General features: G+C 57.0%; 24 protein-coding genes. 7 read left to right on the plus strand and 17 right to left on the minus strand.

What is annotated here, in order from left to right; genetic code table 11:
• The first annotated feature begins 235 nt into the window (after positions 1-235).
• Positions 236-652, plus strand: a complete 417-nt coding sequence (ibpA, locus tag N1689_RS17930) for a small heat shock chaperone IbpA (RefSeq protein WP_010258920.1) — start codon at positions 236-238, stop codon at positions 650-652.
• A 345-nt stretch (positions 653-997) separates the two neighbouring features.
• On the opposite strand, the gene N1689_RS17935 is transcribed toward ibpA, so the two are convergent.
• From N1689_RS17935 to N1689_RS17960, 6 genes are read right to left on the minus strand one after another with little or no spacing between them, the layout of a single operon-like run.
• On the minus strand, positions 998-1,909 hold the full coding sequence (locus N1689_RS17935; protein ID WP_161733236.1) for an EamA family transporter: 912 nt from the start codon (positions 1,907-1,909) through the stop codon (positions 998-1,000).
• A 21-nt stretch (positions 1,910-1,930) separates the two neighbouring features.
• A complete protein-coding gene (locus N1689_RS17940) occupies positions 1,931-2,431 on the minus strand; it encodes a YbaK/EbsC family protein (protein WP_260059631.1) in 501 nt (166 codons plus the stop codon).
• A gap of 41 nt (positions 2,432-2,472) precedes the next feature.
• Positions 2,473-3,273, minus strand: a complete 801-nt coding sequence (locus N1689_RS17945) for a hypothetical protein (RefSeq protein WP_222924794.1) — start codon at positions 3,271-3,273, stop codon at positions 2,473-2,475.
• A 5-nt stretch (positions 3,274-3,278) separates the two neighbouring features.
• Positions 3,279-3,986 carry a class II glutamine amidotransferase gene (locus N1689_RS17950; RefSeq protein WP_161733242.1) on the minus strand — a complete coding sequence of 236 codons (708 nt, stop codon included), beginning with the start codon at positions 3,984-3,986 and terminating at the stop codon, positions 3,279-3,281.
• Positions 3,974-5,248 carry an acetyl-CoA carboxylase biotin carboxylase subunit family protein gene (locus N1689_RS17955; RefSeq protein WP_161733244.1) on the minus strand — a complete coding sequence of 425 codons (1,275 nt, stop codon included), beginning with the start codon at positions 5,246-5,248 and terminating at the stop codon, positions 3,974-3,976. The genes N1689_RS17950 and N1689_RS17955 overlap by 13 nt, the downstream gene beginning before the upstream one ends.
• 17 nt (positions 5,249-5,265) lie before the next feature.
• Complete coding sequence (locus tag N1689_RS17960) at positions 5,266-6,732, minus strand: hypothetical protein (protein ID WP_260059635.1); 1,467 nt, start codon at positions 6,730-6,732, stop codon at positions 5,266-5,268.
• A 168-nt stretch (positions 6,733-6,900) separates the two neighbouring features.
• Between N1689_RS17960 and N1689_RS17965 the strand changes: the two genes are divergently transcribed.
• Positions 6,901-8,361, plus strand: a complete 1,461-nt coding sequence (locus N1689_RS17965; RefSeq protein WP_161733248.1) for a PLP-dependent aminotransferase family protein — start codon at positions 6,901-6,903, stop codon at positions 8,359-8,361.
• Here the strand turns inward: N1689_RS17965 and N1689_RS17970 are convergent.
• The 9 genes from N1689_RS17970 to N1689_RS18010 form a co-directional block, all read right to left on the minus strand.
• Positions 8,358-9,608 carry a valine--pyruvate transaminase gene (locus N1689_RS17970; RefSeq protein WP_161733250.1) on the minus strand — a complete coding sequence of 417 codons (1,251 nt, stop codon included), beginning with the start codon at positions 9,606-9,608 and terminating at the stop codon, positions 8,358-8,360. The genes N1689_RS17965 and N1689_RS17970 overlap by 4 nt on opposite strands.
• Before the next feature lie 80 nt (positions 9,609-9,688).
• Positions 9,689-10,663 carry a glyoxylate/hydroxypyruvate reductase GhrB gene (gene ghrB / locus N1689_RS17975; protein WP_260059638.1) on the minus strand — a complete coding sequence of 325 codons (975 nt, stop codon included), beginning with the start codon at positions 10,661-10,663 and terminating at the stop codon, positions 9,689-9,691.
• Between the two features lie 212 nt (positions 10,664-10,875).
• Positions 10,876-12,156: an MFS transporter gene (locus N1689_RS17980; protein ID WP_150014500.1), complete on the minus strand. Its 1,281-nt coding sequence runs from the start codon at positions 12,154-12,156 to the stop codon at positions 10,876-10,878.
• 32 nt (positions 12,157-12,188) lie between these two features.
• Positions 12,189-13,148 (minus strand): sugar kinase, encoded by a 960-nt coding sequence (locus tag N1689_RS17985; protein ID WP_260059641.1) that lies wholly within the window; start codon positions 13,146-13,148, stop codon positions 12,189-12,191.
• A 9-nt stretch (positions 13,149-13,157) separates the two neighbouring features.
• Entirely contained in the window at positions 13,158-13,907 is a 750-nt protein-coding gene (locus tag N1689_RS17990; protein WP_161733257.1) for a sugar phosphate isomerase/epimerase, read from the minus strand.
• A 139-nt stretch (positions 13,908-14,046) separates the two neighbouring features.
• Complete coding sequence (locus N1689_RS17995; RefSeq protein ID WP_161733263.1) at positions 14,047-15,072, minus strand: LacI family DNA-binding transcriptional regulator; 1,026 nt, start codon at positions 15,070-15,072, stop codon at positions 14,047-14,049.
• 65 nt (positions 15,073-15,137) lie between these two features.
• Positions 15,138-16,121 carry a LacI family DNA-binding transcriptional regulator gene (locus tag N1689_RS18000; protein ID WP_161733265.1) on the minus strand — a complete coding sequence of 328 codons (984 nt, stop codon included), beginning with the start codon at positions 16,119-16,121 and terminating at the stop codon, positions 15,138-15,140.
• A 134-nt stretch (positions 16,122-16,255) separates the two neighbouring features.
• Positions 16,256-16,918, minus strand: a complete 663-nt coding sequence (locus N1689_RS18005) for an OmpA family lipoprotein (protein WP_161733267.1) — start codon at positions 16,916-16,918, stop codon at positions 16,256-16,258.
• 110 nt (positions 16,919-17,028) lie between these two features.
• Positions 17,029-17,595, minus strand: coding sequence for a DNA-3-methyladenine glycosylase I (locus tag N1689_RS18010; protein ID WP_161733269.1), 567 nt, complete (start codon positions 17,593-17,595; stop codon positions 17,029-17,031).
• 211 nt (positions 17,596-17,806) lie between these two features.
• Here N1689_RS18010 and N1689_RS18015 point away from each other — a divergent pair, with 211 nt between their 5' ends.
• The 5 genes from N1689_RS18015 (at position 17,807) to N1689_RS18035 (ending at position 21,912) form a co-directional block, all read left to right on the plus strand.
• Positions 17,807-18,436 (plus strand): autotransporter, encoded by a 630-nt coding sequence (locus N1689_RS18015; RefSeq protein WP_237566694.1) that lies wholly within the window; start codon positions 17,807-17,809, stop codon positions 18,434-18,436.
• 74 nt (positions 18,437-18,510) lie between these two features.
• On the plus strand, positions 18,511-19,191 hold the full coding sequence (locus N1689_RS18020) for a hypothetical protein (protein ID WP_161733273.1): 681 nt from the start codon (positions 18,511-18,513) through the stop codon (positions 19,189-19,191).
• A 111-nt stretch (positions 19,192-19,302) separates the two neighbouring features.
• Complete coding sequence (dnaT, locus tag N1689_RS18025; RefSeq protein ID WP_135907382.1) at positions 19,303-19,839, plus strand: primosomal protein DnaT; 537 nt, start codon at positions 19,303-19,305, stop codon at positions 19,837-19,839.
• Entirely contained in the window at positions 19,839-20,579 is a 741-nt protein-coding gene (dnaC, locus tag N1689_RS18030) for a DNA replication protein DnaC (RefSeq protein WP_222925442.1), read from the plus strand. The genes dnaT and dnaC overlap by 1 nt, the downstream gene beginning before the upstream one ends.
• Before the next feature lie 199 nt (positions 20,580-20,778).
• Positions 20,779-21,912, plus strand: coding sequence for an ROK family transcriptional regulator (locus N1689_RS18035; protein ID WP_161733277.1), 1,134 nt, complete (start codon positions 20,779-20,781; stop codon positions 21,910-21,912).
• Positions 21,913-21,939: 27 nt separating this feature from the next.
• On the opposite strand, the gene N1689_RS18040 is transcribed toward N1689_RS18035, so the two are convergent.
• Positions 21,940-23,391, minus strand: coding sequence for a sugar porter family MFS transporter (locus N1689_RS18040; RefSeq protein ID WP_253420571.1), 1,452 nt, complete (start codon positions 23,389-23,391; stop codon positions 21,940-21,942).
• A gap of 506 nt (positions 23,392-23,897) precedes the next feature.
• Complete coding sequence (xylR, locus tag N1689_RS18045) at positions 23,898-25,076, minus strand: D-xylose utilization transcriptional activator XylR (protein ID WP_161733279.1); 1,179 nt, start codon at positions 25,074-25,076, stop codon at positions 23,898-23,900.
• Positions 25,077-25,108 lie beyond the last annotated feature (32 nt).

Genomic DNA, 25,108 nt, shown 5'->3' on the forward strand with positions numbered 1-25,108 from the left:
CGTCAACACTCTGGGGCGAAGTCCGTCTGCGTCTGGCAAAAGTAGTTCTGAGTGTATGTCATTTCCGCAATTTGGCGAAAAAAATTGCATTTCGCCCTCTTGAAAATCGTTTTGTGACACCCATTTTTAGTTTACGGACGCACTCACCGTCGCCGCAAGGGACAGTGGGGTGCCGTATCCAGCCTGTCCAGTAGTGGAAGGTTGCCAAAACTTGCTGAATTTCAGGAGTCTTAATATGCGTAATTTTGATCTCACCCCACTTTATCGCTCTGCTATCGGTTTTGATCGCCTGTTTAACCTGCTCGAATCTAATCAGAATCAGAGCAATGGCGGCTATCCTCCTTATAACGTTGAACTGGTCGATGAAAATCACTATCGCATAACCATTGCGGTGGCCGGTTTTGCTCAGAGCGAACTGGATATCACGGCGCACGATAACGTGCTGATCGTGCGGGGTGCCCATCCTGAAGAGCAGACCGAGCGTAAATACCTCTATCAGGGTATCGCCGAGCGTAACTTTGAGCGTAAATTCCAGCTCGCCGACCACATTGTGGTGCGCGATGCCCGTCTCGAAAATGGTCTGCTGAGCATCGATCTTGAACGACTGGTGCCGGAAGAGGCGAAACCACGCCGTATTGAGATTCTGAAGTAACCATGAAAAACGCCGCATTAGCGGCGTTTTTCGTTTTTGATGTCAGTGGGTGCACAGGCTCAGAGAGCATACGCCTTTCGCAAAGACGCAAAAGCGCCATCCATGGCGGCTCAGCGCGGTCGATTACGCACCTCATCCCTAAGGTGCGCCCGTAAACGGGCCAACGCTTTGCGTTGTTCAAAAACGCTCCCGGCGTTTTTGTCCCTGGCCCGCGATGCTTTGCTACAGGCGTATGCTCCCATCACCTGGAATTTATGAGCTGCCTGAAAAAAAGAGCAGCACCAGCGCTGTTTTGCGCCCTGAGCTATAACGCTTACAAAGGCCGCGTCAGCGAAGATTTTTAACTTACGGCTGCGTTCGCATCGCCAGACGCTGACCCAGTACGCCCCCAAACACATTCACCAGCAGTCCCAGAATAATCACCACCGCACCCAGCATCTGCTGACCAGAGAGGTGCTCATCCAGCACCAGCGCGGCGGTAATAATCCCCACCACCGGTACCAGCAGCGACAGCGGCGCGACGCGCCAGGTTTCATAGCGACTCAGTAAATTCCCCCAGATAGCGTAACCGACAATGGTGGCGACAAACGCCAGGTAGAACAGCGCCAGCATGGTCTGCAGGCCGATGTGCAGCAGGCTATTAACGATGGCGGCCTGCCCCTCAAACAGCAGCGAACAGGCAAAGAACGGAATGACCGGCACCAGCGCACTCCAGACGACCAGCGACATAATCGGCACACTGCGGTTCCGCATAATAATCTTATTGGTGATATTCCCCAGCCCCCATGACAGCGCCGCCGACAGCGTCAGCATCATGGTGGTCAGCGTAATCCCGGCGCTGGTCTGCCCTTCCATCCCCGCCGTCGCCAGCAAAAACATCCCCAGCGTGGCGATGATAATCCCGACGATATGATTCCAGCGCAGCTTCTCCGCCAGCAGCAGCGCACCCAGCAACAGGGTAAAGAACGCCTGCGCCTGCAGCACCAGCGACGCCAGACCGGCCGGCATGCCGAGCTTGATCGCCAGAAACAGAAACGCAAACTGACCAAAACTGATGGTCATACCGTAAACCACCAGCCAGCGTAGCGGGATCGGCGGGCGACGCACAAAGAAAATAGCGGGAAAGGCGACCAGGGCGAAACGCAGTCCGGCCAGCAAAAAAGGCGGCATGCCCTGCAACCCGAGCTTAATCACCACAAAATTCACGCCCCATGCCACCACTACGCACAGCGCTAACAGCATATCTTTTACCGACATCTGAAACTCCTTGAGCCACCGTCAGGCGGTGATCGCAATCGGGGAAGCGATATCAGCACAACAGTCTTCACCCACGATGCGAAAATAATTGTCTGCAGCCAGCGCGATCGATTTATCCAGCTCACCCGCGTTAAACCATAATGTGCCGACCTGTTGCAGCCGGGTATCAACCCGCAGCGCCAGCCGGTCATCAAAACTAAACGGCGGCACTGCACCCATCACACAGTCGGTCAGTGCCTGCGCCAGGTCAGGCGCGGCGAACGAGGATTTTTTGCCGCCGATGGCGCGCGCCGCGCTTTTGAAATTGATGCGGCAGTCGCCCGGCACAATCGCCAGCAGCTGTCGCGAGGGCGCACCGTCCGGCATGCTCACCTCCAGCACCATCGCTTTGGCCGCCTGACCCAGCGCGTTGCCGCGGATCTGGCTGATCTGATCGGTCTGCCCTACCGCCTCATGCTCCACCACACGGTAGCTGGCCTGATGCTGATCCAGCAGCGCAGTAATTTTTTCAAACGTTGTCATTCCCTTCTCCTCTTCTGGCACAACTTCTGGCATAACCCGGCTTAGCTCCAGGCGATAGCGTGTTTCATCTTTTTATCGGTCAGCCCGAAAAAGAACCCCATGGTGATGCGGGTATCACCTTCAACCCGGTCGATCTCATGATAAAAAGCGGGATTAAACAGATAGATATCACCACTGCGTGGTGAAAATTCACAGATCTCGCTGTTTTCAATCACGCCACTGCGGTAGCCCAGCTCACCGGCGGTTTTGAACTGCTCATCCTCCGGTGTCCACTTTTTGTTGTAGATACGCAGCGCGCCACCCGCGTTGCACTCCTGCAGGCAGACCACGCAGCTGAGCTGATGCAGGATTTGCGTCACCACCAGCGAGGTCTTTGCGGCGTCGCGCACGATATTGTCGTTATGCAGCGGATTCGCGACGCCATCGGCGTGAAAGCGCACGATAGAACCGGCGTAGTCACCACAACCCGGTTCGTGGGCGATGTTTAGACTGTCCAGCCGCAGCGCATGCTGCACCCACCCGTAAATCTGTTCGCGCAGCTGGTTAAGCGTGGGCGGCAACGCCGGCTGGATATCACGCAGCTCGGTAAAATAGTTATCGGGATACGCCGTATGGCGCGCCAGATAAGGGCCCAGCGTGGTCAGTGCGCCATTCGGATAGTGAGAGACACGGATCTTTTCCCGGCAGTGTTGCAGGTCAGCCACTACCGTTTCCCGCACCTCTGGCGTCAGGAAATTGCGCAGCACCAGCAGCGGTACCCGTGCGGTAACAATGTCATCCAGCCAGGTCGATTCCACAAACATGTTGGGATTAATCACGCGGAACTGATTGAAAATAGCCATGTTTATCACTCCCTAAACGATATTTCATAGAGTTCATGATTGTTCATTCGCCGCCAGTTACCGGCGCTGCCTGGTATTGCCACGGGTTCAGAGGCGATCAGCGTGCAACCGTCCTGTTGCCGAAAATGCATCGTAAAATAGTCAGGGAAAGGGGTGTCGTGCGGGTACCACTGCCACGCCCAGGCTTTGTCGCGGGTGACGAAGATGGCATTGCCTGCGCTGCCGCCTGGCTCAACCTGAGCCATCTTTGCGCGCAGATAGTCGCGGGTAAAATCGGCGGGCGTAGTCTGATCCACCAGGTAGCGCAGATATTCTTCGGAATCGAAACGTGACTCCGCCAGGCCAAGCTGGCGGTAAATTGTTGGCAGAAAGCCGTTATGCATCATGTACCACTGATGTCCGGCGCTGTGACGCCACAGCGGATGCGAAAATTCGATCCCCTGATTTTTATTCAGCGTGGCGTGACGCACATGCACCGCCAGAAAGCGGCTGCGCAGGCGATCCACATCAATACCTGGCAGAGCATCGGCGAACGGGCCGGTACCGTGCAGGGTTCGAATCTCGCCCTCTTCCAGCCACAGACAGCCCCAGCCGTTGGGATGTGATTTGATCGGGCCATCGTGTTCGGCGCCTTCACCGCAGCTCATGGCACGCGCTGCCTCTAAAATCTGTGCGCTGTCGAACTGGCCATGCGCCAGAATCATCCTGCACATACTTTGTCTCTCCCTGCGATGACGGATTGCGCGGCAATCACCTGCTGAAACGTAGTCATAATGGGTTCGCGCGCAGAGGCCGTCAGGCTGAACGTTGCCAGAATGCCTGCGTGGCGGGTCAGATCGGCATAGAGCGAGGATCGGGGTGAAACCTGTAATGCTGGCAATCTGAGTGGTGGCAACAGCGCACCCTGCTGATGCTGATCGATCCAGCGTTCAGCCGCCTGCAACTGCGCCGGTTGCCGTAACCGCAGCTGGCCGACCGCACCGGGTGTGGTGAAGGTAAAGGCAGGCAGTGCGCCGCCCGCTTCCAGCCGGAAGGTGACCTCCGCCCAGTTGATGCCTGTCGTCGCCTGCACCAGCGTCGCCACGCCCATGCCGGAGAGCCGGAATCCCATCTCCAGGAAATGCGGCACGCCATTCACCACAATGAAATCGATGTGAAACGCGCCCTGACGATAGCCAAAGGTTTCGCAGCAGAAGGTCATCAGGCTGCTGAACGAGGCTGGCAAGGCCGCTGCCGCCACCGCCACATGCCCCGACTCATAAAAGCTGACGCAACCTTCGCTATCGCGGTGCTGCTCTATCACCTTCTGGCAGCAGGTCAGCGCCAGGGGATGCCCCTGATGCACCACGCCCTGCAATGAAAACTCCTCGCCGATCAGCGCACTTTCCACAATGAAACCGCTGAAGCCGCGCCCGCCATAGTTCATGGTCTGTATCAGCTGTGTTACCACGCTGTACAGCTGATCGGCGCGCTCAATCAGCCAGATGCCCAGCCCGCCGCCGCCATCCACCGGCTTCACGACGCAGGGATAGATCAGCGCCTGTGCCGCATCCAGAATGCTGAGCGGCGAGGCAAAAAAGCGGAACTCCGGCTGCGGGAAGCGCGGCCAGGCTTTTTTCAGCGCCATGCGCTGCGCATATTTATCCAGCGGAATAAAGGCAGCGGGTGCGTCAGGTCCGGCCAGCATCTCGCGCAGCCGTCCGGCGCTGGCGTTGTAGGCTTCAAAGCCCGCCAGCACCACCAGCGGATGCGCCAGCAAACCGGCGTGCAGATAAGCCTGCATGACCTCCCACGGATTCTCAGGACGGTCAAGGCGGATGATCAGATCAAACGGCAGCGCCAGGCTTAACGACTGGTAATCGACAAAATCGCCCATTTCCGCCAGTACGGTGAAATAGCCATCGCGTTTTGCCACCTCACAGTAGGGGTTCTGGCCATCGCGGGTGGCACCAATTTGCAGAAAAATCTTTTTCATCGCCTCGCCTTACCGGGTTAACGCCCGGAAATGATTTCTGTCACGATGTCATTCAGTACACCGTTATTGACCTGAATCACCGCTTTATGGGGATCGAAACGCAGTACGCGCGACAGCGGATCGCGGCTTTTGCCCTCAAGCAGCGAACTGACCGGCTTACTCTGCCAGCAGTGCCGCATCTGCTTCAGCGTCAGGCCGGAGAGCTGCGTTAACTGCTGTGCCAGCGCGAGATCCTCACTGCGCTGCTCAAGCAGGTCGCGAATGGCTGTTTCATCCAGCGCAATCTGCTGCTGCGACAGCCACTGTCCGAGCTGCTCTCCCTGCGCCAGGAAGGGCGAGTAGATCATGCAGATCAGCTGATCTTCACTAAGATCAAACGCCTGCAGGGCGAAGTCCGCCGCACGCTGCCGCTGCTGGTGGATGGCGTCGTCATCCTGATAACGTGCCGCCATCTCATCAATCAGCTGTGGCGGAAAATCTTTCTTCACCATCAGCCCCAGCGCAAAGCGCACATATTCACGGATCCCTTCGGCATAGTTACGCTGCAACAGCGTTTCCGCCCGCAGTCCGCGCAGGTGAGCCATCAGCGTCGGATTACCGCAGTCGGACTCAGAAAAGCTGAACATCAGTTCATCAAAACGGAAACGCATAAATTCGCTGAGCAGCGCCCAGTGCGCGCCCGCTTCATAGGCGGTGTCCTGATAGATGTTGAAAAATAGCGGATCGCGCGCCAGCTGGTGGGTAATGCGGTGCGCGGGTGTCAGTTGATCGGCACCGTAAACGTCAGAGAAGTAGCGCTCAGCCACGCCGTCCAGCGTCCGGAGAAAGCCACTGAAGCCGCGACTTTTATTGGCGACGTGCGCATCAAACAGCCGTGAAAGGTGCCGCGCCCAGGCAACGTAGGCAGCCTGCTCCTGCGGCGAGTCGCCGGTGATAATCAGATCCACGCCGCCATTGTAGTCAGCCGCCAGGCCAAAGGAGTTCACCATGCTGAGATTACAGGCGTTGCAGAAGGTCGAGCGCCCATCAGCGCGAAAGCGGTGTCCATTCATCAGCACATCATGGCGGTTCTGCTGCCGCACGCTCTCCGGCATCGGCAGGTCGCGGGCAAACGGCCGGATCAGCATGCCATCCACCACCAGACATTCCGCCCGTTCATCGTCGTGCATCGCCAGCGCCTGATAAACGCGGTGGATATTCTCCATCACGCTCTGATTCATCGCCGCGTGGCGGTTGGTACTGACCCGAAGAGAGAACGTGCTGCCCTGCTGCTGCCAGATCAGGCCCTGAATGTATCGCACGTAAGCCACCATGTAGCTGCTGTCTTTTCCGCCGCCATAGGCGAGCAGCACACGGTTGTTCTGCAGTTGCAGCTTATCCGGTAACACCGCAAGCAGGCGGGCGGAGCAGCGCTGAGCCGACTCCATGATCGCGGGCGACAGATAGGCTTCAATCTCCTTCATCATGGTGGGCAGATTATTCATTTCTCGCATTTCCCTCAGGTGAACAGAATCGCTTTATGGCCTGAAGCCCGGTGGCTGGCGGGGTCGCCGTGCCGTTCAGCATCATGAATAATTAAGAGATGCAGCCTAAAGTACTTTGAATGTACTCTGTTGAATATGCACAGATCAGCGCGATATGGGGTGGAACAGATGGCCGATGTTGTCGGGGAACAGGAGAGTCAGAGCAGTCGTTACCGCCAGATAGCAGAACAGATCAAGCAGGCCATTCACGCCGGTTCGCTGGCTCCCGACAGCCGTCTGCCGTCGGTGCGGACGCTGGCGACGCAGTACAATGTCAGCCTCACCACCGCCCTGAAAACACTGCGCACGCTGGAAGATGAGCGTTACGCCGTCGCCCGCCCTAAATCGGGCTTTTTTGTTGCCTCGCAACGCCCCGCTTCGCGTCAGTTGCCCGCTGTCAGCGAACAGCCGCGCGCCATCGCGCCGCTGGATGAGCAGACAGAACTGCATCTGGCGATGCTCGGCTCAGACTGCCGGGTGCGCCTCGATCTGGCTAACGGTGACAGCGCGCTCTATCCGGTCAAACGCATCGGTCTGCTGATGCGCCAGATGGGTTACAGCAAACCAGCCCTGCTCGGCAATACGGTCAAGGGCACCGGCTATGCGCCGCTGAAAACGGAGATTGCCCGCCGCGCGGTCGATTACGGCTGCAATATCAGCGCCGACGATATCCTGATCACCAACGGCTGCATCGAGGCAATCTCGCTGTCGCTGCGCGCCACCACCCAGCCGGGGGATGTGGTCGCAGTAGAGTCACCCTGCTATTTCGTGCTGCTGCAGATGCTGCATAACCTCAATTTACGGGTGATTGAAGTGGAAGCCGGGCCAGAAGGGTATGTGAATGTGGCGAAGCTGACCGGCCTGTTTAAGCGCAAGGCGGTGCGGGTCTTTCTCACCCTGTGCAACGTCAATAATCCGCTGGGCAAGAGCATTCCCAACGAGCATAAAGCCTATATTGCGCGGCAGGCGGATGAAAACGATGTGGTAATCATCGAGGATGATATTTTTGGCGATACCGCCTTTGGTGAGCGTCGTCCCTTCCCGATGCGCGCCTTCAGCCCCAACGCCATTCTCTGCAGCGGCTTCTCTAAAACCGTGGCTCCGGGCATTCGCATTGGCTGGGTTCACAGCGTCAACTACATGCGCAAAATCGCCTCACTGAAATATACCTCTACGATGGGCACCTCGGTGCTGTCACAGGCGGCAGTAGCGGAGCTGCTACGCAACGGCGGCTACGATGCTCACCTGCGCAAGCTGCGGCGCGAACTGGCGCGGCAAATCCGCGAAATGCGTCAGTCGGTGCTACGGGAATTTCCGGCAGGCACGCGGGTGTCCGATCCGGAAGGAGGCTATGTGCTGTGGGTGGAAATGCCACGAGCGGCGCTGAACGTGCGCGAGCTGTTTCTGAAAGCGCGCAATGCGGGCATCGGGATTGCGCCGGGCCACATTTTTGCCACCGATCAGCGTTACGATCACTGTTTCCGGCTGAATGCCGGTTTCGGCTGGAATGCGGAGGTGGAACAGGCGATTCAGCAGCTGGCACAGTGGTGCCAGCTGTCGTTAACCGATTCACAGGAAGAGCAGGATTAACTGTCGCGCCAGGCAATCTCAACCTCTTCCGCCAGAATCTGCACTGCCCGCTCGATGTTCTCTGCATCCGGCACGTAGTTCATCCGCATACATTGATGGGTATGCGGCCATGCCTGTTCCAGTCCCGGGAAGAAGAAGTGGCCCGGCACCATCAGTACGCCACGCGCTTTAAGCCGCTGATAAAGCAATTCAGTGGTGATTGGCAGATCGCGGAACCAGAGCCAGAGGAAAATCGCCCCTTCCGGCTTGTGGATCAGGCAGCGCTCTTCCGGCAGATAGCGCCGCAGGATCGCGATGGTCTGCTGCACCTTCTGCTGATAGAACGGCTTAATCACCTCTTCGGAGAGCCGCAACAGATCGCCGCGACGGATCATCTCATTGGCGATGGCCGGACCGATGCTGCCTGGCGCCAGGCTGATGATGCCGTTCATGTTGCTCAGCGCAGTAATGGTCTTCTCATCCGCGATAATAATGCCGCAACGTGCACCCGGCAGGCCGAGCTTCGACAGGCTCATGCAGAGAATGATGTTGGGATTCCACAGCGGGCGCACCTCACTGAAGATGATGCCGGGAAACGGCACGCCATAGGCGTTGTCGATCAACAGCGGAACGTCATGCTGCTGTGCCAGCGCATCGAGCTGCATCAGCTCATCATCAGTGATCACATTGCCGGTGGGGTTGGTCGGGCGCGAGACGCAGATTAACCCGACATCATCGTTCATCGGCAGATGCTCGAAATCGACATGATATTTAAACTGACCTTCCGGCAGCAGCTCAATGTTCGGCTTCGCCGAGACAAACAGATCCTCTTCCAGACCGGCATCCGCATAGCCAAGATACTCAGGCGCCAGTGGGAACAGTACTCGCTTTTTGCTGCCATCGGCCCGGCGACCAGCGTACAGATTAAACAGATAGAAGAAGGCGCTCTGGCTGCCGTTAGTCAGCGCGATGTTCTCTGCGGTAATCGGCCAGCCGAGCTGTTCACTCAGCAGTCCCGCCAGTGACGCCAGCAGCGTCGCTTTGCCACGCGGACCGTCATAATTGCACAGCGCCTCGCTGAGTTTGCCCTCCTCATGCATCTGCTGCAGCAGTTGCTGAAAATAGTCGTTCATGGCCGGAATTTGCGCCGGATTGCCGCCACCCAGCATGATGGTGCCAGGCGTGCGCAGGCCCGCGCCCATATCTTCCATCAGACGTGAGATGCCGGAATGTTGGGTAAATTTGTCGCCGAACTGAGAAAAGGACATAACGGTTAAATATTTGTGATAGCGAATCGGGGGTTCACCATAACGCCCGCCGATGGCGGGCGCAATGGAAAGGCGAGGGATTACTTCAGTGCCTGCGGGTTCACGCAGTTTTTCTCAACGCTGCCGCCGAGTGCGGCAATGAGATTTTCTACCGCATCCTGCATCATGCCGTAGCGGGTTTCGTGCGTGGCGGAACCGATGTGCGGCAGCGTCACCACGTTGGGCAGCGACAGCAGCGGAGAGTCGGCTGAGACCGGTTCCTGCTCAAACACATCCAGCCCGGCAGCGTACAGCCTGCCCGCCTGCAATGCGGCGATGAGCGCCTGCTCATCCACCACCGGCCCGCGACCGGCGTTGATCAGCACCGCATCCGGCTTCATCAGTTCCAGTTCGGCGGCGCCGATCAGATGATGCGTCTCTTCGGTCAGCGGCAGGCTGATGCAGACGAAATCACTCTGCTTCAGCAATGCTTCCAGTTCACAGCGCTGCGCGCCAAAGCGCGACTGCGCCTCTTCATGTTCGCGGCGGGCGTTGTAGAGGATTTTCATGCCGAAGCCAAAGTGCGCGCGCTGCGCCAGCGCCATCCCGATACGTCCCATGCCGAGAATACCCAGCGTTTTATGGTGCACGTCGATGCCGAACTGCGCCGGTCCGATGCTCTTCTGCCAGTTGCCCGCTTTAACCCAGGTATCCAGTTCCGGCACCCGGCGCGCCGTGCTCAGTACCAGCGCCATCATGGTGTCCGCCACAGTTTCGGTCAGCACGGTTGGGGTGTGCATCAGCACCACGTGACGCTGATTCAGTGCATCAACATCGAAATTGTCATAGCCCACAGAAACACTGGAGCAGACGCGCAGATTGGGCATTTTCGCCAGCAGCTCGCCATTCACCTTACCCCCCGATCCCAGCAGCCCTTCTGCCTGCTGAAACACCGCAGCATGCTGCTGCTGGCTTTCCGGCGAGAGATCGCTGATTTCCGTCACGTCACACTGTTCAGACAGGCGTGCATAGAGATCGTCAGGTAGTTTTTTATAAAGAATTACAGCGGGTTTCATTCGGTGGCTCCCGGTCAATAAGTTGCGGGCGGCTTGCAGGCCGCCCGAAGAAACAGAGATTAACGATTACGCTTTTAGTTTGCTGACGCCAGGGCCATGGGCGCTGATACCGGTAGCAAAGCATCGCGGGCCAGGGATGGCGGTTTGCGTCTTTGCGGACGGTGTCAGTGCCCTGAGCCAAAGCGGGTCAACAATCTCTAGCGTTTACGCTTTCAGGCCGGTTTTGCACCCTGCAGCGGCGGCGCTTTGTTCTGCGCCGGTTTCACAATCAGCGTCAGCCACACCGAAACCAGCAGGGCCGATCCCATAAAGATGTAGGACGCGGACGGGCTGCCGGTGGCTCCATTAAGATAGCCGACAATCCATGAACCGATGAACGACCCCAGCGCACCCATGCTGTTGATCAGCGCCATCGCACCCCCGGCGACATTACGTGGCAGCATCTCAGGAATAATGGCGAAGAACGGTCCGTAAGGCGCATACATCGCGGCACCGGCAATCACTAACAGGGTGTAGGACATCCAGAAATTCGTTGATCCCACCAGATAAGAGCCGAGGAACGCCAGCGCGCCAATCAGCAGCAGCGGCCAGACGAACAGCTTACGATTCTGGGTTTTGTCCGACGCCCAGGAGACCACCACCATCGCAATGGTCGCCGCCAGATACGGCACCGCTGAGAGCCAGCCTGCTTCTACCATGCCCATCTGCGTACCGTTGCGCAGAATCGACGGCAGCCACAGCACAAAGCCATACACGCCGATGCTCCAGGCAAAGTACTGCAGGCAGAGAAGGATGACGTTGCGGTTACGGAACGCTTCGCCGTAGTTACGCACCGCTTTGATGTTTTCCTGCTCTTTCTGCAGTTCAGCCTGCAATGCCGCTTTCTCGGCATCGCTCATCCAGCGCGCCTGTGCCGGTTTATCCTGCACCAGGAACCACCAGGCAATCGCCCAGACCACCGCCGGAATGCCTTCGAAGATAAACATCTCACGCCAGCCAAAGGATTCAATCAGATAGCCCGACACCACCGACATCCACAGCACCGTGACCGGATTACCCAGGATCAGGAAGGTGTTGGCGCGCGAACGTTCCGATTTGGTGAACCAGTTGCTGATGTAGATCAGCATTGCAGGCATCACGGCGGCCTCCACGACGCCCAGAACAAAGCGAATCGCGGCCAGCATCGGAATGTTGCTGACCACGCCGGTCAGCGAGGCACAGCCGCCCCACAGGATCAAACAGACGAAAATCAGTTTTTTGACGCTGCGACGCTCGGCGTAAATCGCCCCCGGAATCTGAAAGAAGAAGTAACCCAGGAAGAACAGCGCACCCAGCAGCGAGGACATGCCTTTGGTGATGCCGAGATCGTCATTAATCCCGGCAGCAGAAGCGAAGCTAAAATTTGCACGATCGAGATACGCCAGGCTGTAGGTGATAAACACGATGGGCATGATGAACCACCAGCGTTTTGGCGCGATTGTCTGCTTTTTCATCGGGAACTCCTGTGACTGTAGAGGGGCGCGAACTACACGTCGCCCAGTTGCTGACGCGTCGGCAGACCTTCGCTGTCACCAATGACCTGAATTGCCATCGAACCAATCTTGTTGCCGCGCCGAATCGCCTGCGGCAGCGACCGACCTTCCAGCAGCGCGCTGATAACGCCAACGGCAAAGCCATCACCGGCACCCACCGTATCCACCACGTTATCGACTTTAATCGCCGCAACATTGCCCTGTTCGCCCTGCGCGGTTTTATACCAGGCACCGTCACAACCGGTTTTAATCACGACGGCTTTCACCCCCCTGTCGAGATAGAAATCTGCGATCGCTTCCGGCTGACGATAACCGGTCAGAATCAGCCCCTCTTTTTCGCCCGGCAGCACCCAGTCGGCATATTCCGCCAGCAGATTGAGCTGCTTACGCATCTCCTCTTCGCTGCGCCACAGCACCGGCCGAAGATTCGGGTCAAACGAGATGGTTTTGCCGCGCGAACGCATCTCTTTGGCGGTGTGCTTCAGCAGGTCTAATGAGCTTTCTGACAGCGCCGCCGCCACACCGCTGAGGTGCAGATGGCGCGCCGCGCCGAAATAGTCCGCGTCAAAATCATCGACCGAGAGATGGCTGGCCGCCGAGCCTTTACGGAAATATTCCACCAGCGGATCGGAACCGTCATCCACTTTGGACTTGAGCTGAAAACCGGTGGGATAGCGCTTATCGACCGTCACACAGGCGTGATCGATACCCTCTTTCTCCAGCTGCTGGCAGATAAACCGGCCAAAAGCGTCATCGCCGACACGGCTGACCCAGCCCACTTTCAGGCCAAGACGTGCCAGGCCGGTCGCCACATTGAGTTCTGCACCCGCCGCGCGTTTAACAAAGGTCTCTGCTGCGGCCAGATCGCCGGTCTCGCGGGCGATAAACATTGCCATCGCCTCGCCGATGGTGACAACATCGAGTGGACCGTTGTGATGATTAGTGTGCGTCATATCTGTTCCTTACACGTTACGCAACAGCGACACGTAGTGGCGCGTCACCGCAGTCAGATCGTCGCCTTCCAGCGGAAATTCAATACCGCGCGGCGCGCGGGCGGGCAGCTGTTGCAGCAGCGTGCGCCAGTGGTCATCAGCCTCATCCAGCGCAATCGCCCGGAAGCTATCCTGATGCGGCACGGCGGCTTTAACATGCACATAGCCCACCTGCGCGGCCAGCTGCGTCGCTGCCTGATCGGCATCCTCGCCGGTCCAGCACCAGTTACCCATATCAAAGGTCATGCTAATTGGCAGATCGGCTTCGCGCACCGCCGTGAAAAACGCGACGGACGGTGCCAGTCGGCCATGTTCGGTCTGGTCGTTTTCCACGGTCAGTTGAAACGGCAGATCCGCCAGCAGCGCCTGCAACGTTTCGCGAGGCAGCGCACCCGTAAAGTCTCCCAGCGCCACTTTCAGCCGCTGAGCGTTTAGCTGGCGTGCCTCTTCAACGTAGTGGGTTATGCGTGGATTGATTTCGCCGCCGTCACAAAACAGCGTATCCGGCACTGAATAGCTGGCATGCAGCTGATGCTCCGCTATCGCCCTGGCCAGCGCCGGCAGATCGGCCAGCGCCGCATCATCAAGCAGTTCGCGGCGGATTTCGACCCCGTCAGCACCCGCCTGCCGGATGACTGGCAGCAGCGCAGCCTGACCGCCGAGTGCGGCGATCTGCGTGTGGCCATAAGCGGCGGTCACCACGATAATGTCAGGTTTCATGTTCTACTCCATGGCAGAGGTCTGCCCATAACGAATAGAAAAACCCTAAATGGAACCGGTTCCAAAGCAAAGCAGCAAACTGTGAAATTATGATCGTGCTCACGAAGCGAGCATGTAAACAGAAGGTTAAATCTGAAATTCAGCCCAGAGGCTGGCTGGAGCCACGAACAATCAATTCACCCGAGAAGACCTGCTCCGCAACAGGCAGTTCACTGCCCTCGATGCGCGCAATCAATCGCTCCAGCGCACTGAAACCAATCTGCCAGGTCGGCTGTTTCAGCGTGGTAATGCCGACACCCGCCAGCGCCGCCCACTCAAGTTCGTCAAAACCGAGCAGGCCGATATCACGGCCCCAGTGCAGATTGAGCCGCTGCAGCGATCGCGCCACCTGCAGCGTCAGCGCGCCGTTGGCCACCATCACCGCGCAGCGTTTGCCGGTGTGACGCTGCTGAAAGGCCTGAAGCGCCTGGTCCAGTGCGGCGGGCTGGTGCAGCGGCACTTCCGCATTTTCATGCTCAACCTGCGGATGCGCCGCCAGCAGCTGGCGGAAAGCCTGCAGACGCTCGCGTCGTGTATTCACGCTGCCCAGGGGCTCGCTGAGAAACAGCAGCGCGTCATAGCCATTGTCGACCAGATGGCGTGTGGCCGTCTCGGCCGCTTCGGCATTGTTCAGGCCCACCACATCGCAGGGAAAGTCGGGGATTTTGCGATCAATCAGCACCATCGGCAGCAGGGATTGTTGCAGATGGCTGAGCACCTCTTCACGCATGCCGACCGCATTAACCACGATGCCCTCAACCTGATAGCTGCTCAGCAGTTGCAGATAGTGCTGCTCCAGATCCACTTCGTTGTTGGTGTTACACATCAACAGCGTGAAGCCCTGCTCCCGGCACGCAGCTTCAATGCCGCTCATCACATCGACGGAATAAGGATTAGTAATGTCGGCGATAATCAGCCCGATCAGGCGGGTACGTCCGCGCTTCAGGCCGCGCGCCATCTGACTCGGACGGTAGCTGAGATCCGCAATGGCCTGTTCAATCCGCGCTTTTAAGTCAGCAGAGAGCAGATGCAGCTCGCCATTGAGATAGCGTGAAACGCTGGTTTTACCGGTTCGTGCCGCGTGAGCAACATCGCTGATGGTGGCGCGAGGCGGCCTGATTTTCATGAGATATCCTGCGAAATAAGAAACCCGGCAGAGACTAGCACAAGCGAAGCCCGGCGCAAAAAGTGCTAGGCCGGTAATTGCAGCCAGGGTTGCCACAGGGTCTGTAACGTTTCCGGCGGTTCGCCGTTGATCAGCCTGATAACCATGTCAGCCACCTGTTCACCCGCCTGATGCGGCGTTGCCTGGCAAATCGCAGCAATGGGATGATCGAGAATCGCATCACGCGGTAATCCTTCCCAGCCTGCAAGCAGAATGGCGTCTTCGCCCGCAGCCCGACCAGCCTGCTGCAGCGCCAGGGCTGCGCCTTCAGCCAGCGCAGCGCAGTCGGTGATAATCACTTCCGGCGCGGGGTCCTCTGCCAGCCACTCACGCGTCTGGTGATAACCTGCACGGCGCGACGGTGCGACTGCCGCCATCGCATAAGGCGCAACGTCACCCAGCGCCGTCAGATAACCCTGACGCCGGTCACGTACCCGCGTGCTGTTTTCATTGCTGCCGAGCCAGGCTATCCGCTGCCGTCCCTGCGCCAGCGACCAGCCCACCGCCAGTTGTGAACCGGCAAGGTGATCAACATCAAACCAGGCATAGGTGGCTGGCAGATCGCTGCGGCCCAGCGCCAGAAAGCGAAAACTGGTCTGCATTAGCGCATTCAGTCGGCTGTCATCTGGCGTGGTATGGCCGACGATCAGGGCATCGGCGGCCCCACTGCGCAGCAGGCGCGTCAGGGTTGAGTGACTCTGCTGCTGTTTATCCGCCAGCAACAGCAGGTTAATTTCATGCCGGGCAAGATGATGATCCAGTGCCAGCAGCATATCGCTGAAGTCGCTACCACTCAGCGAAGATTCAATGACCGGATAAACGAGCCCTACTGCATTAGCACGGCCGGTTTTCAGCCGCCGGGCCGCCGCATTAGGTCGGTAGCCGCGCCGCTGCGCTTCCTCTTCAATGCGTTTACGCGTCTCCTGAGCGACATCCTGATAACCATTAAGGGCGCGGCTGACAGTCGTAACGGAAAGACCTAAAACTGCAGCGATGGCTTTAAGAGACATGGGGCAAATCCACTGATCAATTTTTGATCAGACTACCATAAGGCCTCTGCTGGCTCTATCCGCAGACACATTACTGGTGCTTTTAACGTGATGCTTTACAGAAAAGGTGCGCCCCCGGTCGGGGGCGACCGCGACTATCCCAGCGGGGTGAGCGTGATTTCAACGCGACGGTTTTGTGCTTTGCCTGCTTCGGTGCTGTTGGTGGCAACCGGGTTATCCGGGCCTGCACCCTGTGTGCGCAGGCGATCGCTGGCAACACCCTGTCCGATTAACGCACTGGCAACACTTTCAGCACGCTGCTGTGACAGACGCATGTTCAGCGCGCGACTGCCAGTACTGTCGGTGTAACCCACGACGTTTACCGCGGTTTTCGGATACTCTTTCAGCACCATTGAAACACCGGTCAGAGTGTTGGCACCGGCAGGTTTCAGATTACTGCTGCTGGAGTCGAAGGTGACATTGTTTGGCATATTCAGGACGATGTTATCGCCGTTGCGGGTCACGCTGACGCCGGTCCCGCGCATCTTGTCACGCAGTTTCGCTTCCTGCACGTCCATGTAGTAACCCACGCCACCGCCCAGGGCCGCGCCGCCTGCGGCACCAATCAGCGCACCTTTACGACGATCTTTCTTCGACGATGAGAGCACGCCAACACCGGCACCGACTAATGCGCCAAGGCCCGCGCCCACGCCTGACTTACCCGCCTGAGATTCGCCAGTGTAAGGATTGGTGGTACAACCTGGCAGGGCCAGACTGCCGCTTAATAACAAGGTGATGGCGATTAATTTCTTCTGCATTTTTGTTCCCTTACATTTGACACACAGGGGAAAACCTTTCCCATAAGTGGCACGATTATGCCGTCTGGTGACAGAGAATGTAGTGCGGAAAAATCCTGATTTACCGGGAATCACGCCTTTTGATTGGCAGGATGGCAAAAACAGTTGCTCTGATGATCGTTTATCAGCCCACAGGCCTGCATAAAGGAGTAGCAAATTGTAGGGCCGATGAATTTGAAACCACGCTGCTTCAGCGCCTTCGAGAGCGCAATAGCCTGCTCTGACGTGGTGGGTGCCTGACTGTAATCAGGATAATGGTGAACAATTTGCACGTTATCGACAAACTGCCAGACGAAGTCGCTGAAATGCTCGCCTTTCGCTTTCATCTCAAGAAAAGCGCGAGCGTTAGCGATAATGGCGGCGATTTTGCCAGGGTGCCGGATAATGCCGCTGTTGAGCATCAGCGCGTCGATGTCGGCAGCATCCATCTGCGCAATAGCCTGCGGATCAAACTGATGAAACGCTGCCCGATAATTTTCACGCTTTTTCAGCACGGTAATCCATGAGAGTCCCGCCTGTTGTCCTTCCAGACAAAGCATCTCAAACAGTGCACGCGTGTCTCTCTGCGCCACACCCCATTCCCTGTCGTGATACGCCAGATAGAGGGGATCCTGCGTTACCCAGCCACATCGTTGCATCGTTTTGTTCCTTTATAACGAGAATATTTTAGCGGTCCGCTTGATCTTAGAATTAATCGGTTGATAGTTAAACGATCACCGGTTAAATAACAGAGACGGCCCGAAAAATTCATTAAGACGCCGGATAATAACTTCAGCCTGGCCTGGAGATGCGATGTTGCCGAGAAGCGGTTGGAAAGGTCTGCGGACCTGCTGTGCTGTAGGGCTGTTAATGTTAACGCAACCGACGTTTGCCCGCGGCGGCATTTCTGCGCCTCAGCATGCTGACTTTCTGCCCGACTACGACACAATTCTGGCGGAGAAGATCGCCCTGACGCCACTTGCTTTCAGCGATGAGAGCCGCGCCCTGTTTGAAGCTGCGATTAATTCTCCCACTGCTTCCCCCATCGCTCTGCACAGTGAAACCGGTAGCGTAGGCACTACGCCGCTGGGTAAACGCTATCGGGCGGGCGTTAACCTGCCGATTGCGCCGTCATTCACCACCGGTCCGGTGGCGCAGTATGCGGTCGATCCCCAGCAGATGAACTGTCTGCAATGTGACTACAGCGATCAGCAGAGCCGTGAGCAGAGCGCCAGCGTCGGATGGCGCATTGATTCGCAGCAGGGATGGATATCGCCCTGGGCGCAACTGAGTTACCACTATCTGATGGCGGATACGCCGCAGACCCCCCGGCGCGAGGCGGCGAATGGCTCGGATCAGTCTGACGGTATTGATTTAAGCATCGGTGCACAAATGCCACTGAACGATAAACTGGCGGCTTTCGCGTCATTTTCACAAAGCGAAGCGCTGAACAACGACGAGCAGCAACTTTACACCTTTGGCTTTAGCGCCAGCTTCTAGCGGGGCATGAAAAGAGAAAGAGAATCGGGCGTTTAAAATATAATGAGTCCGCTAATCATTATACTGGTAACAAAATGCGCAACGATTTGACTATTATTGGCCGTGAAATGACGGTCTTCATACTGGCAGCACTCTTCCTCGCTCTGATGATATTGCCCATCTATATTGATGTGGCCTGGATGAATGATGCGCTGCATGAAACTTCTTTTACTGAAACCACCCAGGAAATCATGCTGGCGGTGATTGCCGCCCTGTTCTTTATTGCGGCCCAGCGCCGTCCGGCTCAGCGCGGCGCGCTGACCTTAGTGGCGGGCTTCTATAGCTGTATGCTGATCCGTGAGCTCGACTTTGTGTTTGATGCCATCCAGCATGGCAGCTGGATCTGGTTCGCCCTGGCGGTGACGGCCGGTTGCCTGGCCGTCGCGCTGCGGACGCCGAAAAAAACCCTGCATGCGCTGGCCAGGCTGCTGCAACACCGCAGCTGGCCGGTGATGGCCTCCGGCTTTTTAGTGGTGCTGGTCTTCTCACGACTGTTTGGTATTCATGCGTTGTGGCAGCACCTGATGCTGGGCGATTACAACCGCGTGGTGAAAAACATGGCCGAAGAGGGGACCGAGCTTCTGGGATACAGCCTCTGCTGGCTCGCCTCGGTGCGCTATTTATGGCAGACCCGTCCGGCCGCCGCTGCCGTCAGCGTGCGCGCCACTGAATCTGCATCGGCCCGCCACGCCACTTCTCCGGTCACCTCGCACTGATCCGCACTCTTGCTTTTTAAGCGATCCGCACCCTCAAAACAGGTACAATAAACACTTCTGCGTCGGCGACAGGTTCCCGGCGCAAGGTGTTCGTTAACCTCAGGTCTTTTCATGTCAGCTAAAATCTTAACTTCAACGCTCATTGGCCTGGATGCCTTCCGACAGGATCCGCTGACTGCCCTGCAGCAGGCGGAAAAGGGCACGCTGGCGGTGTTAGATAATTATGCGCCGGTGATGTACGCCATCACGCCGGCGCGTCTGGCTGAACTGCTGGCGCTGGAAGCCGCCGCCCGTCAGCCGAATGATGTCGCACTGGATGACAGCCTCTATGACGATGCGCCCGCCGCAATCCACACGCCAGCAGGTAAATTTGTCATGTATCCGGGCTGGCAGCCGGATGCCGACTTTACGCGTCAGGCCGCCATCTGGGGCGTGGCGCTGAGTGAACCGGTGACGCCCGGCGAGCTGGCGGCCTTTGTGGCCTACTGGCAGGCGGAAGGCCGGATGTTCCATCATGTGCAGTGGCAACAGAAGCTGGCGCGCAGCATTCAGATGAACCGCGCCGCAAACGGCGGGCAACCGAAGCGTGATATCACGCAGTTGCCTGATCCAGACCGTACCATTCCCGATGGTTTCCGAGGTGAATGATGAAAACGCCAGATGATCTCTTTAACCGTCTGAAAAGAATGATGCCTGCGGGCACCCGTCCTAAATTTGCCAATGGCGAAGAGCTGCTGGCGTGGAATCAGGAGCAGGGTCGTCTGCGGTCAGAGGCCATTGTGCGTGAGAACCGCGCAATGAAGATGCAGCGCGTGATGGGCCGTTCCGGCATTCGCGAGCTGCACATGAACTGCTCGTTTGATAATTACCGGGTCGAGAACGAGGGACAGCGCAAAGCGCTGGAGCTGGCACGTCAGTACGCCGCTGAGTTTGATGGCAACATCGCCAGTTTTGTCTTTTCCGGGCGTCCTGGCACCGGTAAAAACCACCTGGCCGCTGCGATTGGTAATGACCTGATCCTGCGCGGTAAAAGCGTGCTGATCGTGACGGTCGCCGATCTGATGTCGAGCATGAAGGGCACCTTCAGTGGCAGCAGCGGCATTACCGAAGAGCGACTGATTCAGGATCTCAGCAGTGTTGATCTGCTGGTGATTGATGAGATCGGTATGCAGAGCGAGTCACGCTACGAAAAAGTGATTATCAACCAGATTGTCGATCGCCGTTCTTCATCGAAACGCCCGACCGGCATGTTATCCAACCTCGACCATGCAGGCATGAATGCGCTGCTGGGCGAGCGCGTCATGGACCGTATGCGCCTGGGCAACAGCCTGTGGGTGCGTTTCGACTGGGAAAGCTATCGCAGTCGGGTGCGCGGCGACGAGTATTAAACAGAGGCTACGCCGGGTCATTGCGCTAATGAGGCCGCCGGTACAGCAGAAAACCCGGCGTTAATCCGGCGATCTGATCGCCGTCACGATCTCAGCCACATCCGATCGGGTTGTGTGAAACAGCCCGCAAAAGTGTGGCATGAAGAATACGCCGGGGCTGATACACTCAATTCTAACTCCTCTGTTGGGTGAATCCGTGATGAAAACGAACGGCAAAGGCCCCGCACTATTGCGACTCAATAACCAGAAACGGGTGATGGCTCAGCTGCGTAAGCTGCGCGTGACGTCCCGTCAGGATCTGGCGGAGGCGCTGACCCTCAGCAAAAACACGGTCTCATTAATCATTGATGACCTGCTGGAGCAGGGTCTGATAGAGGAACTGGGGCCGGTCAGCGCCGCAGCCGCCGGACGGCCTAAAATCGGGATCACCCTGCGGCCGGAAAAGCTTAAGAGCGCAGGCGTCATGGTGGAACGCAACGTAATCCACTGGCGCGTCTGCGACTACTTTTCACAGGTGCTGGCAGAAGCGACGCTGCGCACCGATACCAGTCACCCGACTCGCCTGCTGGCTGAACTGGCTATGCTGTGCCGGGAACTCACAGAACGTTATCCCGACCTGCTCGGTATTGGCCTTGGCTTCCCCGGCATCGTCGATCCCCGGCGCGGCTGGATGCATATTTCATTGCCGCTGGAATGGCAGGATGTTGACCTGCTGACCACGTTGCGCAAGCACGTCCGTCTGCCCATCCTCATTATGAATAATGTTAAAGCTGCTGCGCTACTGGCTGTCGAGCAAAGTGGATTATCGCCGGAGAGCGGTCATTTTTATCTGCGTATTTCCGAGGGGATTGGCGGCGCTCTGGTACAACAGGGGCAGGTATTTACCGGACATAGCTGGACGGCGGGCGAAGCAGGACATCTGGTTGTCCAGCCTGAAGGGCCACGCTGCAGCTGCGGCCGCCGGGGGTGTCTGGAAGCGCTGGTCAGCAAGCCCACGGTGAATCAGCAGCTGGCGCAGCGTCAGCCGGGCCTGAGCTGGCAGAACCGCGACAGCGCTCCGCGCGTGGTGGATGAGGTGATGACGCAGGCGGGTGGCTATCTTGGCGCGGCGCTGAGTCAGATTATGCTGCTGCTCAATCCCGCCACCATCATCATTGATTGTCCGTGGAACGTCAGTGAGCGCTTCTGCAAGGCGGTGCGCGATACAGCACACGGCAACGCGCTGGCCTTTACCGCCGCGCACACTCAGCTGCACTTCCCGGAAACCCGGATTGACCCGGCTAACGGGCTGGCGCTGGCGGTGCTGGAACAGAGTGAGCAGCGGGTGGGGTGAGCGTGCCCCCACAGACTGCCCTCTTCTTTATGATCGCGTCTCACTGACCGGTGCATCTGTCCGTTCGCCCACCTCACGCGGGTCAACATTAAACTTCTCCAGCACACGCGCGTGAATTTTCTCCAGCGGCATCCCAGCCGTTTCCGGCAGATAGCGGAAAGTGAAGAAGTACATAGCCAGTGAAAAAAGCGCAAACAGTAACAGCGGGAAGCCACCGTGGAAAATCTCAAGCAGAAAAGCATTACTGTTCAGAATCGGGAATGTGGTGCTGATGACAAAATTGGCCATCGACATGGCGCAAATGGAGATGCCGACACAGATTGAGCGGATTTCTGTCGGAAACAGCTCGCCCAATACGGTCCAGACAATCTGTCCCCAGGTCATGCCAAAGAAAACCATATAGGCAAACAGTCCCACCACCGCCAGCAAGCCGGGCAAACGGTAATAGAAAGCAATAAAGGTATAGGCAAGGAAAACGGCAGAGGTAATCGCCCCCAGCAGTAACAGCTTACGGCGCCCGACTTTATCAATCAGCGCCATACCCATCAGCACACCCGCAAACTGACATACGGAAAGCCAGAAGGTCTGGAGCAGCGCCGAATCCGTGCTGCCGGACACATTTTTCAACAACGTTGGCCCGAAATACTGAATCACATTGATGCCGCTAATCTGATTGCCGACGGCCAGTCCGACACCAATGATGAGCAACGGCACCGTGGTTTTGTTCAGGCGGAATCGGGATTTATGGCGAGTCGCCGCCTCATCAGAGAAAGAGTGTTTAATTTCATTGAAAACGGTGCGGGCATGGACCGGGTCAGAGATTTTGCTCAGCGTATCCAGTGCTTCTTTGTCTTTGCCTTTCAGAACGTTCCAGCGCGGTGATTCTGGTATAAAAGCAATGAAAAAGATAAACAGCGCACAGGGCACCAGCGCGGTTGCCAGGATATAGCGCCAGCCTGTATCGACCATCATCTCTGGCAGCATCGATTTATTAATATAGTAGTTGGTGAGCAGAACCACTGATTGCCCACCGACGCAGCACACCGCATAGAGCGCGCTGGTGCGACCGCGATACTTCGACGGTGAAAGCTCCGCCAGATAGATTGGCGAGATCACCGAGGCCAGCCCAATGGCTAATCCGCCAAGAATACGAAAGGCGACAAAGGTGAAGAAGTTATGGGCGATGGCAGTCCCCACCACCGAGGCAGTAAACAATAGCGCCGTGATAGCGAGCGATTTTTTGCGGCCAAATTTATCGCTCAGCTTTGGCGCAATAAAGCAGCCAACCAGACTGCCAAGCAGGATATTAGACACTGCCCAGCCGGTTTCTGCCGGGGTCAGCTGGAAATAGTCACTAAGCGGCTCAATAGCGCCAGAGATAATCGACGAGTCATAGCCCATCAGCAGGCCACCAAAAGCGGCGACGGTGCAACAGAGCAGGACATATTTCATGTTGTAACGTTTTTGCCGGGTTTCCATTTTTACAGGCTCCTTTTCTCTACTGCCTGAACCGCATCGGTTCAGTAACAGGAGGCGTGACAGGTCAGAGGTTCAGGAATTTCAGCGAGCAGACACCCGTGAAATATATTTTCTAAATGGGGAAATTTGGATTAATTCTTTCGAAAGTGTGAGGCAGGTTGGAAAAAATTATAAACTTGCTGAGTGATAATCCTTAATAAAGATCATATTAATCAATGAGGTAAAAGATAACCCGGGCGATGAGGTTTTTCCATCAAGGGTAAATACCTGATGACAGAAGAAATATCGTCTGAAGCGGTCCGTCTGGGACTGATAAAATATCCCGCCAGCCCTCTGCCTTAAATGCTGATTTTTAAGCTCTAAATCTAATGAGGCTGGGCCGTTCCGGCTGGCAGATTAAGCCTGCGAAGATGGCCTCTGAACTGACAGCGAGGCATCAGGATGAAATATAATTTTCATCCTGCCCATTACATGAAAATCCGGGCGTTCTTTACTCCGGTCTGTCGTTAAAGCAGGTTTTCCCCAAAGTGCTGCCGATATTCTTTCGGCGTGGTGTCGTAGCTTTTGCGGAAGACTGAGTAGAAGTATTGCAACGAAGGATAGCCGCACATCTGCGAGATCTCGTTGATGTTGAGCGACGAGGAAGCCAGCAGTTCGCGGGCTTTTTCCAGCTTTTCGCGATGGATCATTGCATGAAGGGTGTCGCCGGTCTCATCCCTGAAGCGTTTTTCAAGATTAGAGCGTGACAGCCCGACCGCATCCAGCACCTGCTCCACTTTAATTCCCTTACAGGCGTTGAAACGGATGTAGTGCATCGCCTGAATCACTGCCGGATCGCGCAGAGAACGGAAGTCAGTCGAGCGCCGGGCGATGACTTTTACGGGCGGCACCAGAATGCGCTGTAGTGGCAGGGGCTGCTTATCCAGCAGCCGATGCAGCAGTTTGGCCGCCTGATAGCCCATCTGTCGTGAGCCCTGTGCCACGGACGAGAGCGCCACGCGTGACAGATAGCGGGTCAGCTCCTCATTATCAATCCCGATCACCGTAAGCTTCTCCGGCACCGGTATTTTCAGATGTTCGCACGCCTGAAGCAGGTGTCGCGCCCGTGAATCCGTGACGGCGATAATGCCGGTTTGCGGCGGCAGCGTCTGCAGCCAGTCGGCGAGACGGTTCTGGGCGTGCTGCCAGTTTTCCGGCGCGGTTTCCATGCCCTGATAGACTACGCCCTGATAACGCTCGCGCCCCACCAGCTGACGGAAAGCCTGTTCCCGCTCCTGTGCCCAGCGCTTGCCACTGGAGGCCGGTAAACCATAAAAGGCAAAGCGGTTAATGCCCTTCTCTTTCAGATGCAGAAAGGCTTTCTCCACCAGTGCGGCGTTATCCGTGGCGATGTAATGCACGGGTGGATAATCCTCCTGCCGATGGTAAGAACCGCCAACGCCGACAATCGGCACAGAGACATTCGACAGCAGGCTTTCGATGGAGCGATCGTCATAATCGGCGATCACGCCATCGCCCAGCCACTCACGGATATTGTCGATGCGACAGCGGAAATCTTCTTCAATGAAGATATCCCAGTCAGTCTGCGACGCCTGCAGATACTCTCCGACGCCCTCAACAACCTGGCGGTCATACACTTTATTGGCGTTAAACAGCAGTGTAATGCGATAGCGTTTATCATGCATGGTGGCGCGTTCCCTTAAATCCTCAGCGCATT

Origin of the sequence: Pantoea sp. XY16 (assembly GCF_025153065.1) — a bacterium.
GTDB classification, from domain to species: Bacteria; Pseudomonadota; Gammaproteobacteria; order Enterobacterales; family Enterobacteriaceae; genus Pantoea; species Pantoea alfalfae.

What these genes read in the sequence shown, in the direction of transcription:
- N1689_RS17955 (WP_161733244.1), bottom strand. Translation starts at nt 5,248, where the DNA reads ATGAAAAAGATTTTTCTGCAAATTGGTGCCACCCGCGATGGCCAGAAC.
- ghrB (WP_260059638.1), bottom strand. Translation starts at nt 10,663, where the DNA reads ATGAAACCCGCTGTAATTCTTTATAAAAAACTACCTGACGATCTCTAT.
- N1689_RS18035 (WP_161733277.1), top strand. Translation starts at nt 20,779, where the DNA reads ATGAAAACGAACGGCAAAGGCCCCGCACTATTGCGACTCAATAACCAG.
- N1689_RS17960 (WP_260059635.1), bottom strand. Translation starts at nt 6,732, where the DNA reads ATGAATAATCTGCCCACCATGATGAAGGAGATTGAAGCCTATCTGTCG.
- N1689_RS17990 (WP_161733257.1), bottom strand. Translation starts at nt 13,907, where the DNA reads ATGAAACCTGACATTATCGTGGTGACCGCCGCTTATGGCCACACGCAG.
- N1689_RS17980 (WP_150014500.1), bottom strand. Translation starts at nt 12,156, where the DNA reads ATGAAAAAGCAGACAATCGCGCCAAAACGCTGGTGGTTCATCATGCCC.
- N1689_RS17945 (WP_222924794.1), bottom strand. Translation starts at nt 3,273, where the DNA reads ATGGCTATTTTCAATCAGTTCCGCGTGATTAATCCCAACATGTTTGTG.
- N1689_RS17950 (WP_161733242.1), bottom strand. Translation starts at nt 3,986, where the DNA reads ATGTGCAGGATGATTCTGGCGCATGGCCAGTTCGACAGCGCACAGATT.
- N1689_RS17965 (WP_161733248.1), top strand. Translation starts at nt 6,901, where the DNA reads ATGGCCGATGTTGTCGGGGAACAGGAGAGTCAGAGCAGTCGTTACCGC.
- N1689_RS17995 (WP_161733263.1), bottom strand. Translation starts at nt 15,072, where the DNA reads ATGAAAATCAGGCCGCCTCGCGCCACCATCAGCGATGTTGCTCACGCG.
- ibpA (WP_010258920.1), top strand. Translation starts at nt 236, where the DNA reads ATGCGTAATTTTGATCTCACCCCACTTTATCGCTCTGCTATCGGTTTT.
- N1689_RS18020 (WP_161733273.1), top strand. Translation starts at nt 18,511, where the DNA reads ATGCGCAACGATTTGACTATTATTGGCCGTGAAATGACGGTCTTCATA.
- N1689_RS18000 (WP_161733265.1), bottom strand. Translation starts at nt 16,121, where the DNA reads ATGTCTCTTAAAGCCATCGCTGCAGTTTTAGGTCTTTCCGTTACGACT.
- N1689_RS18015 (WP_237566694.1), top strand. Translation starts at nt 17,807, where the DNA reads ATGTTAACGCAACCGACGTTTGCCCGCGGCGGCATTTCTGCGCCTCAG.
- N1689_RS18005 (WP_161733267.1), bottom strand. Translation starts at nt 16,918, where the DNA reads ATGCAGAAGAAATTAATCGCCATCACCTTGTTATTAAGCGGCAGTCTG.
- dnaC (WP_222925442.1), top strand. Translation starts at nt 19,839, where the DNA reads ATGAAAACGCCAGATGATCTCTTTAACCGTCTGAAAAGAATGATGCCT.
- dnaT (WP_135907382.1), top strand. Translation starts at nt 19,303, where the DNA reads ATGTCAGCTAAAATCTTAACTTCAACGCTCATTGGCCTGGATGCCTTC.
- N1689_RS18040 (WP_253420571.1), bottom strand. Translation starts at nt 23,391, where the DNA reads ATGGAAACCCGGCAAAAACGTTACAACATGAAATATGTCCTGCTCTGT.
- N1689_RS17970 (WP_161733250.1), bottom strand. Translation starts at nt 9,608, where the DNA reads ATGTCCTTTTCTCAGTTCGGCGACAAATTTACCCAACATTCCGGCATC.
- N1689_RS18010 (WP_161733269.1), bottom strand. Translation starts at nt 17,595, where the DNA reads ATGCAACGATGTGGCTGGGTAACGCAGGATCCCCTCTATCTGGCGTAT.
- xylR (WP_161733279.1), bottom strand. Translation starts at nt 25,076, where the DNA reads ATGCATGATAAACGCTATCGCATTACACTGCTGTTTAACGCCAATAAA.
- N1689_RS17985 (WP_260059641.1), bottom strand. Translation starts at nt 13,148, where the DNA reads ATGACGCACACTAATCATCACAACGGTCCACTCGATGTTGTCACCATC.
- N1689_RS17935 (WP_161733236.1), bottom strand. Translation starts at nt 1,909, where the DNA reads ATGTCGGTAAAAGATATGCTGTTAGCGCTGTGCGTAGTGGTGGCATGG.
- N1689_RS17940 (WP_260059631.1), bottom strand. Translation starts at nt 2,431, where the DNA reads ATGACAACGTTTGAAAAAATTACTGCGCTGCTGGATCAGCATCAGGCC.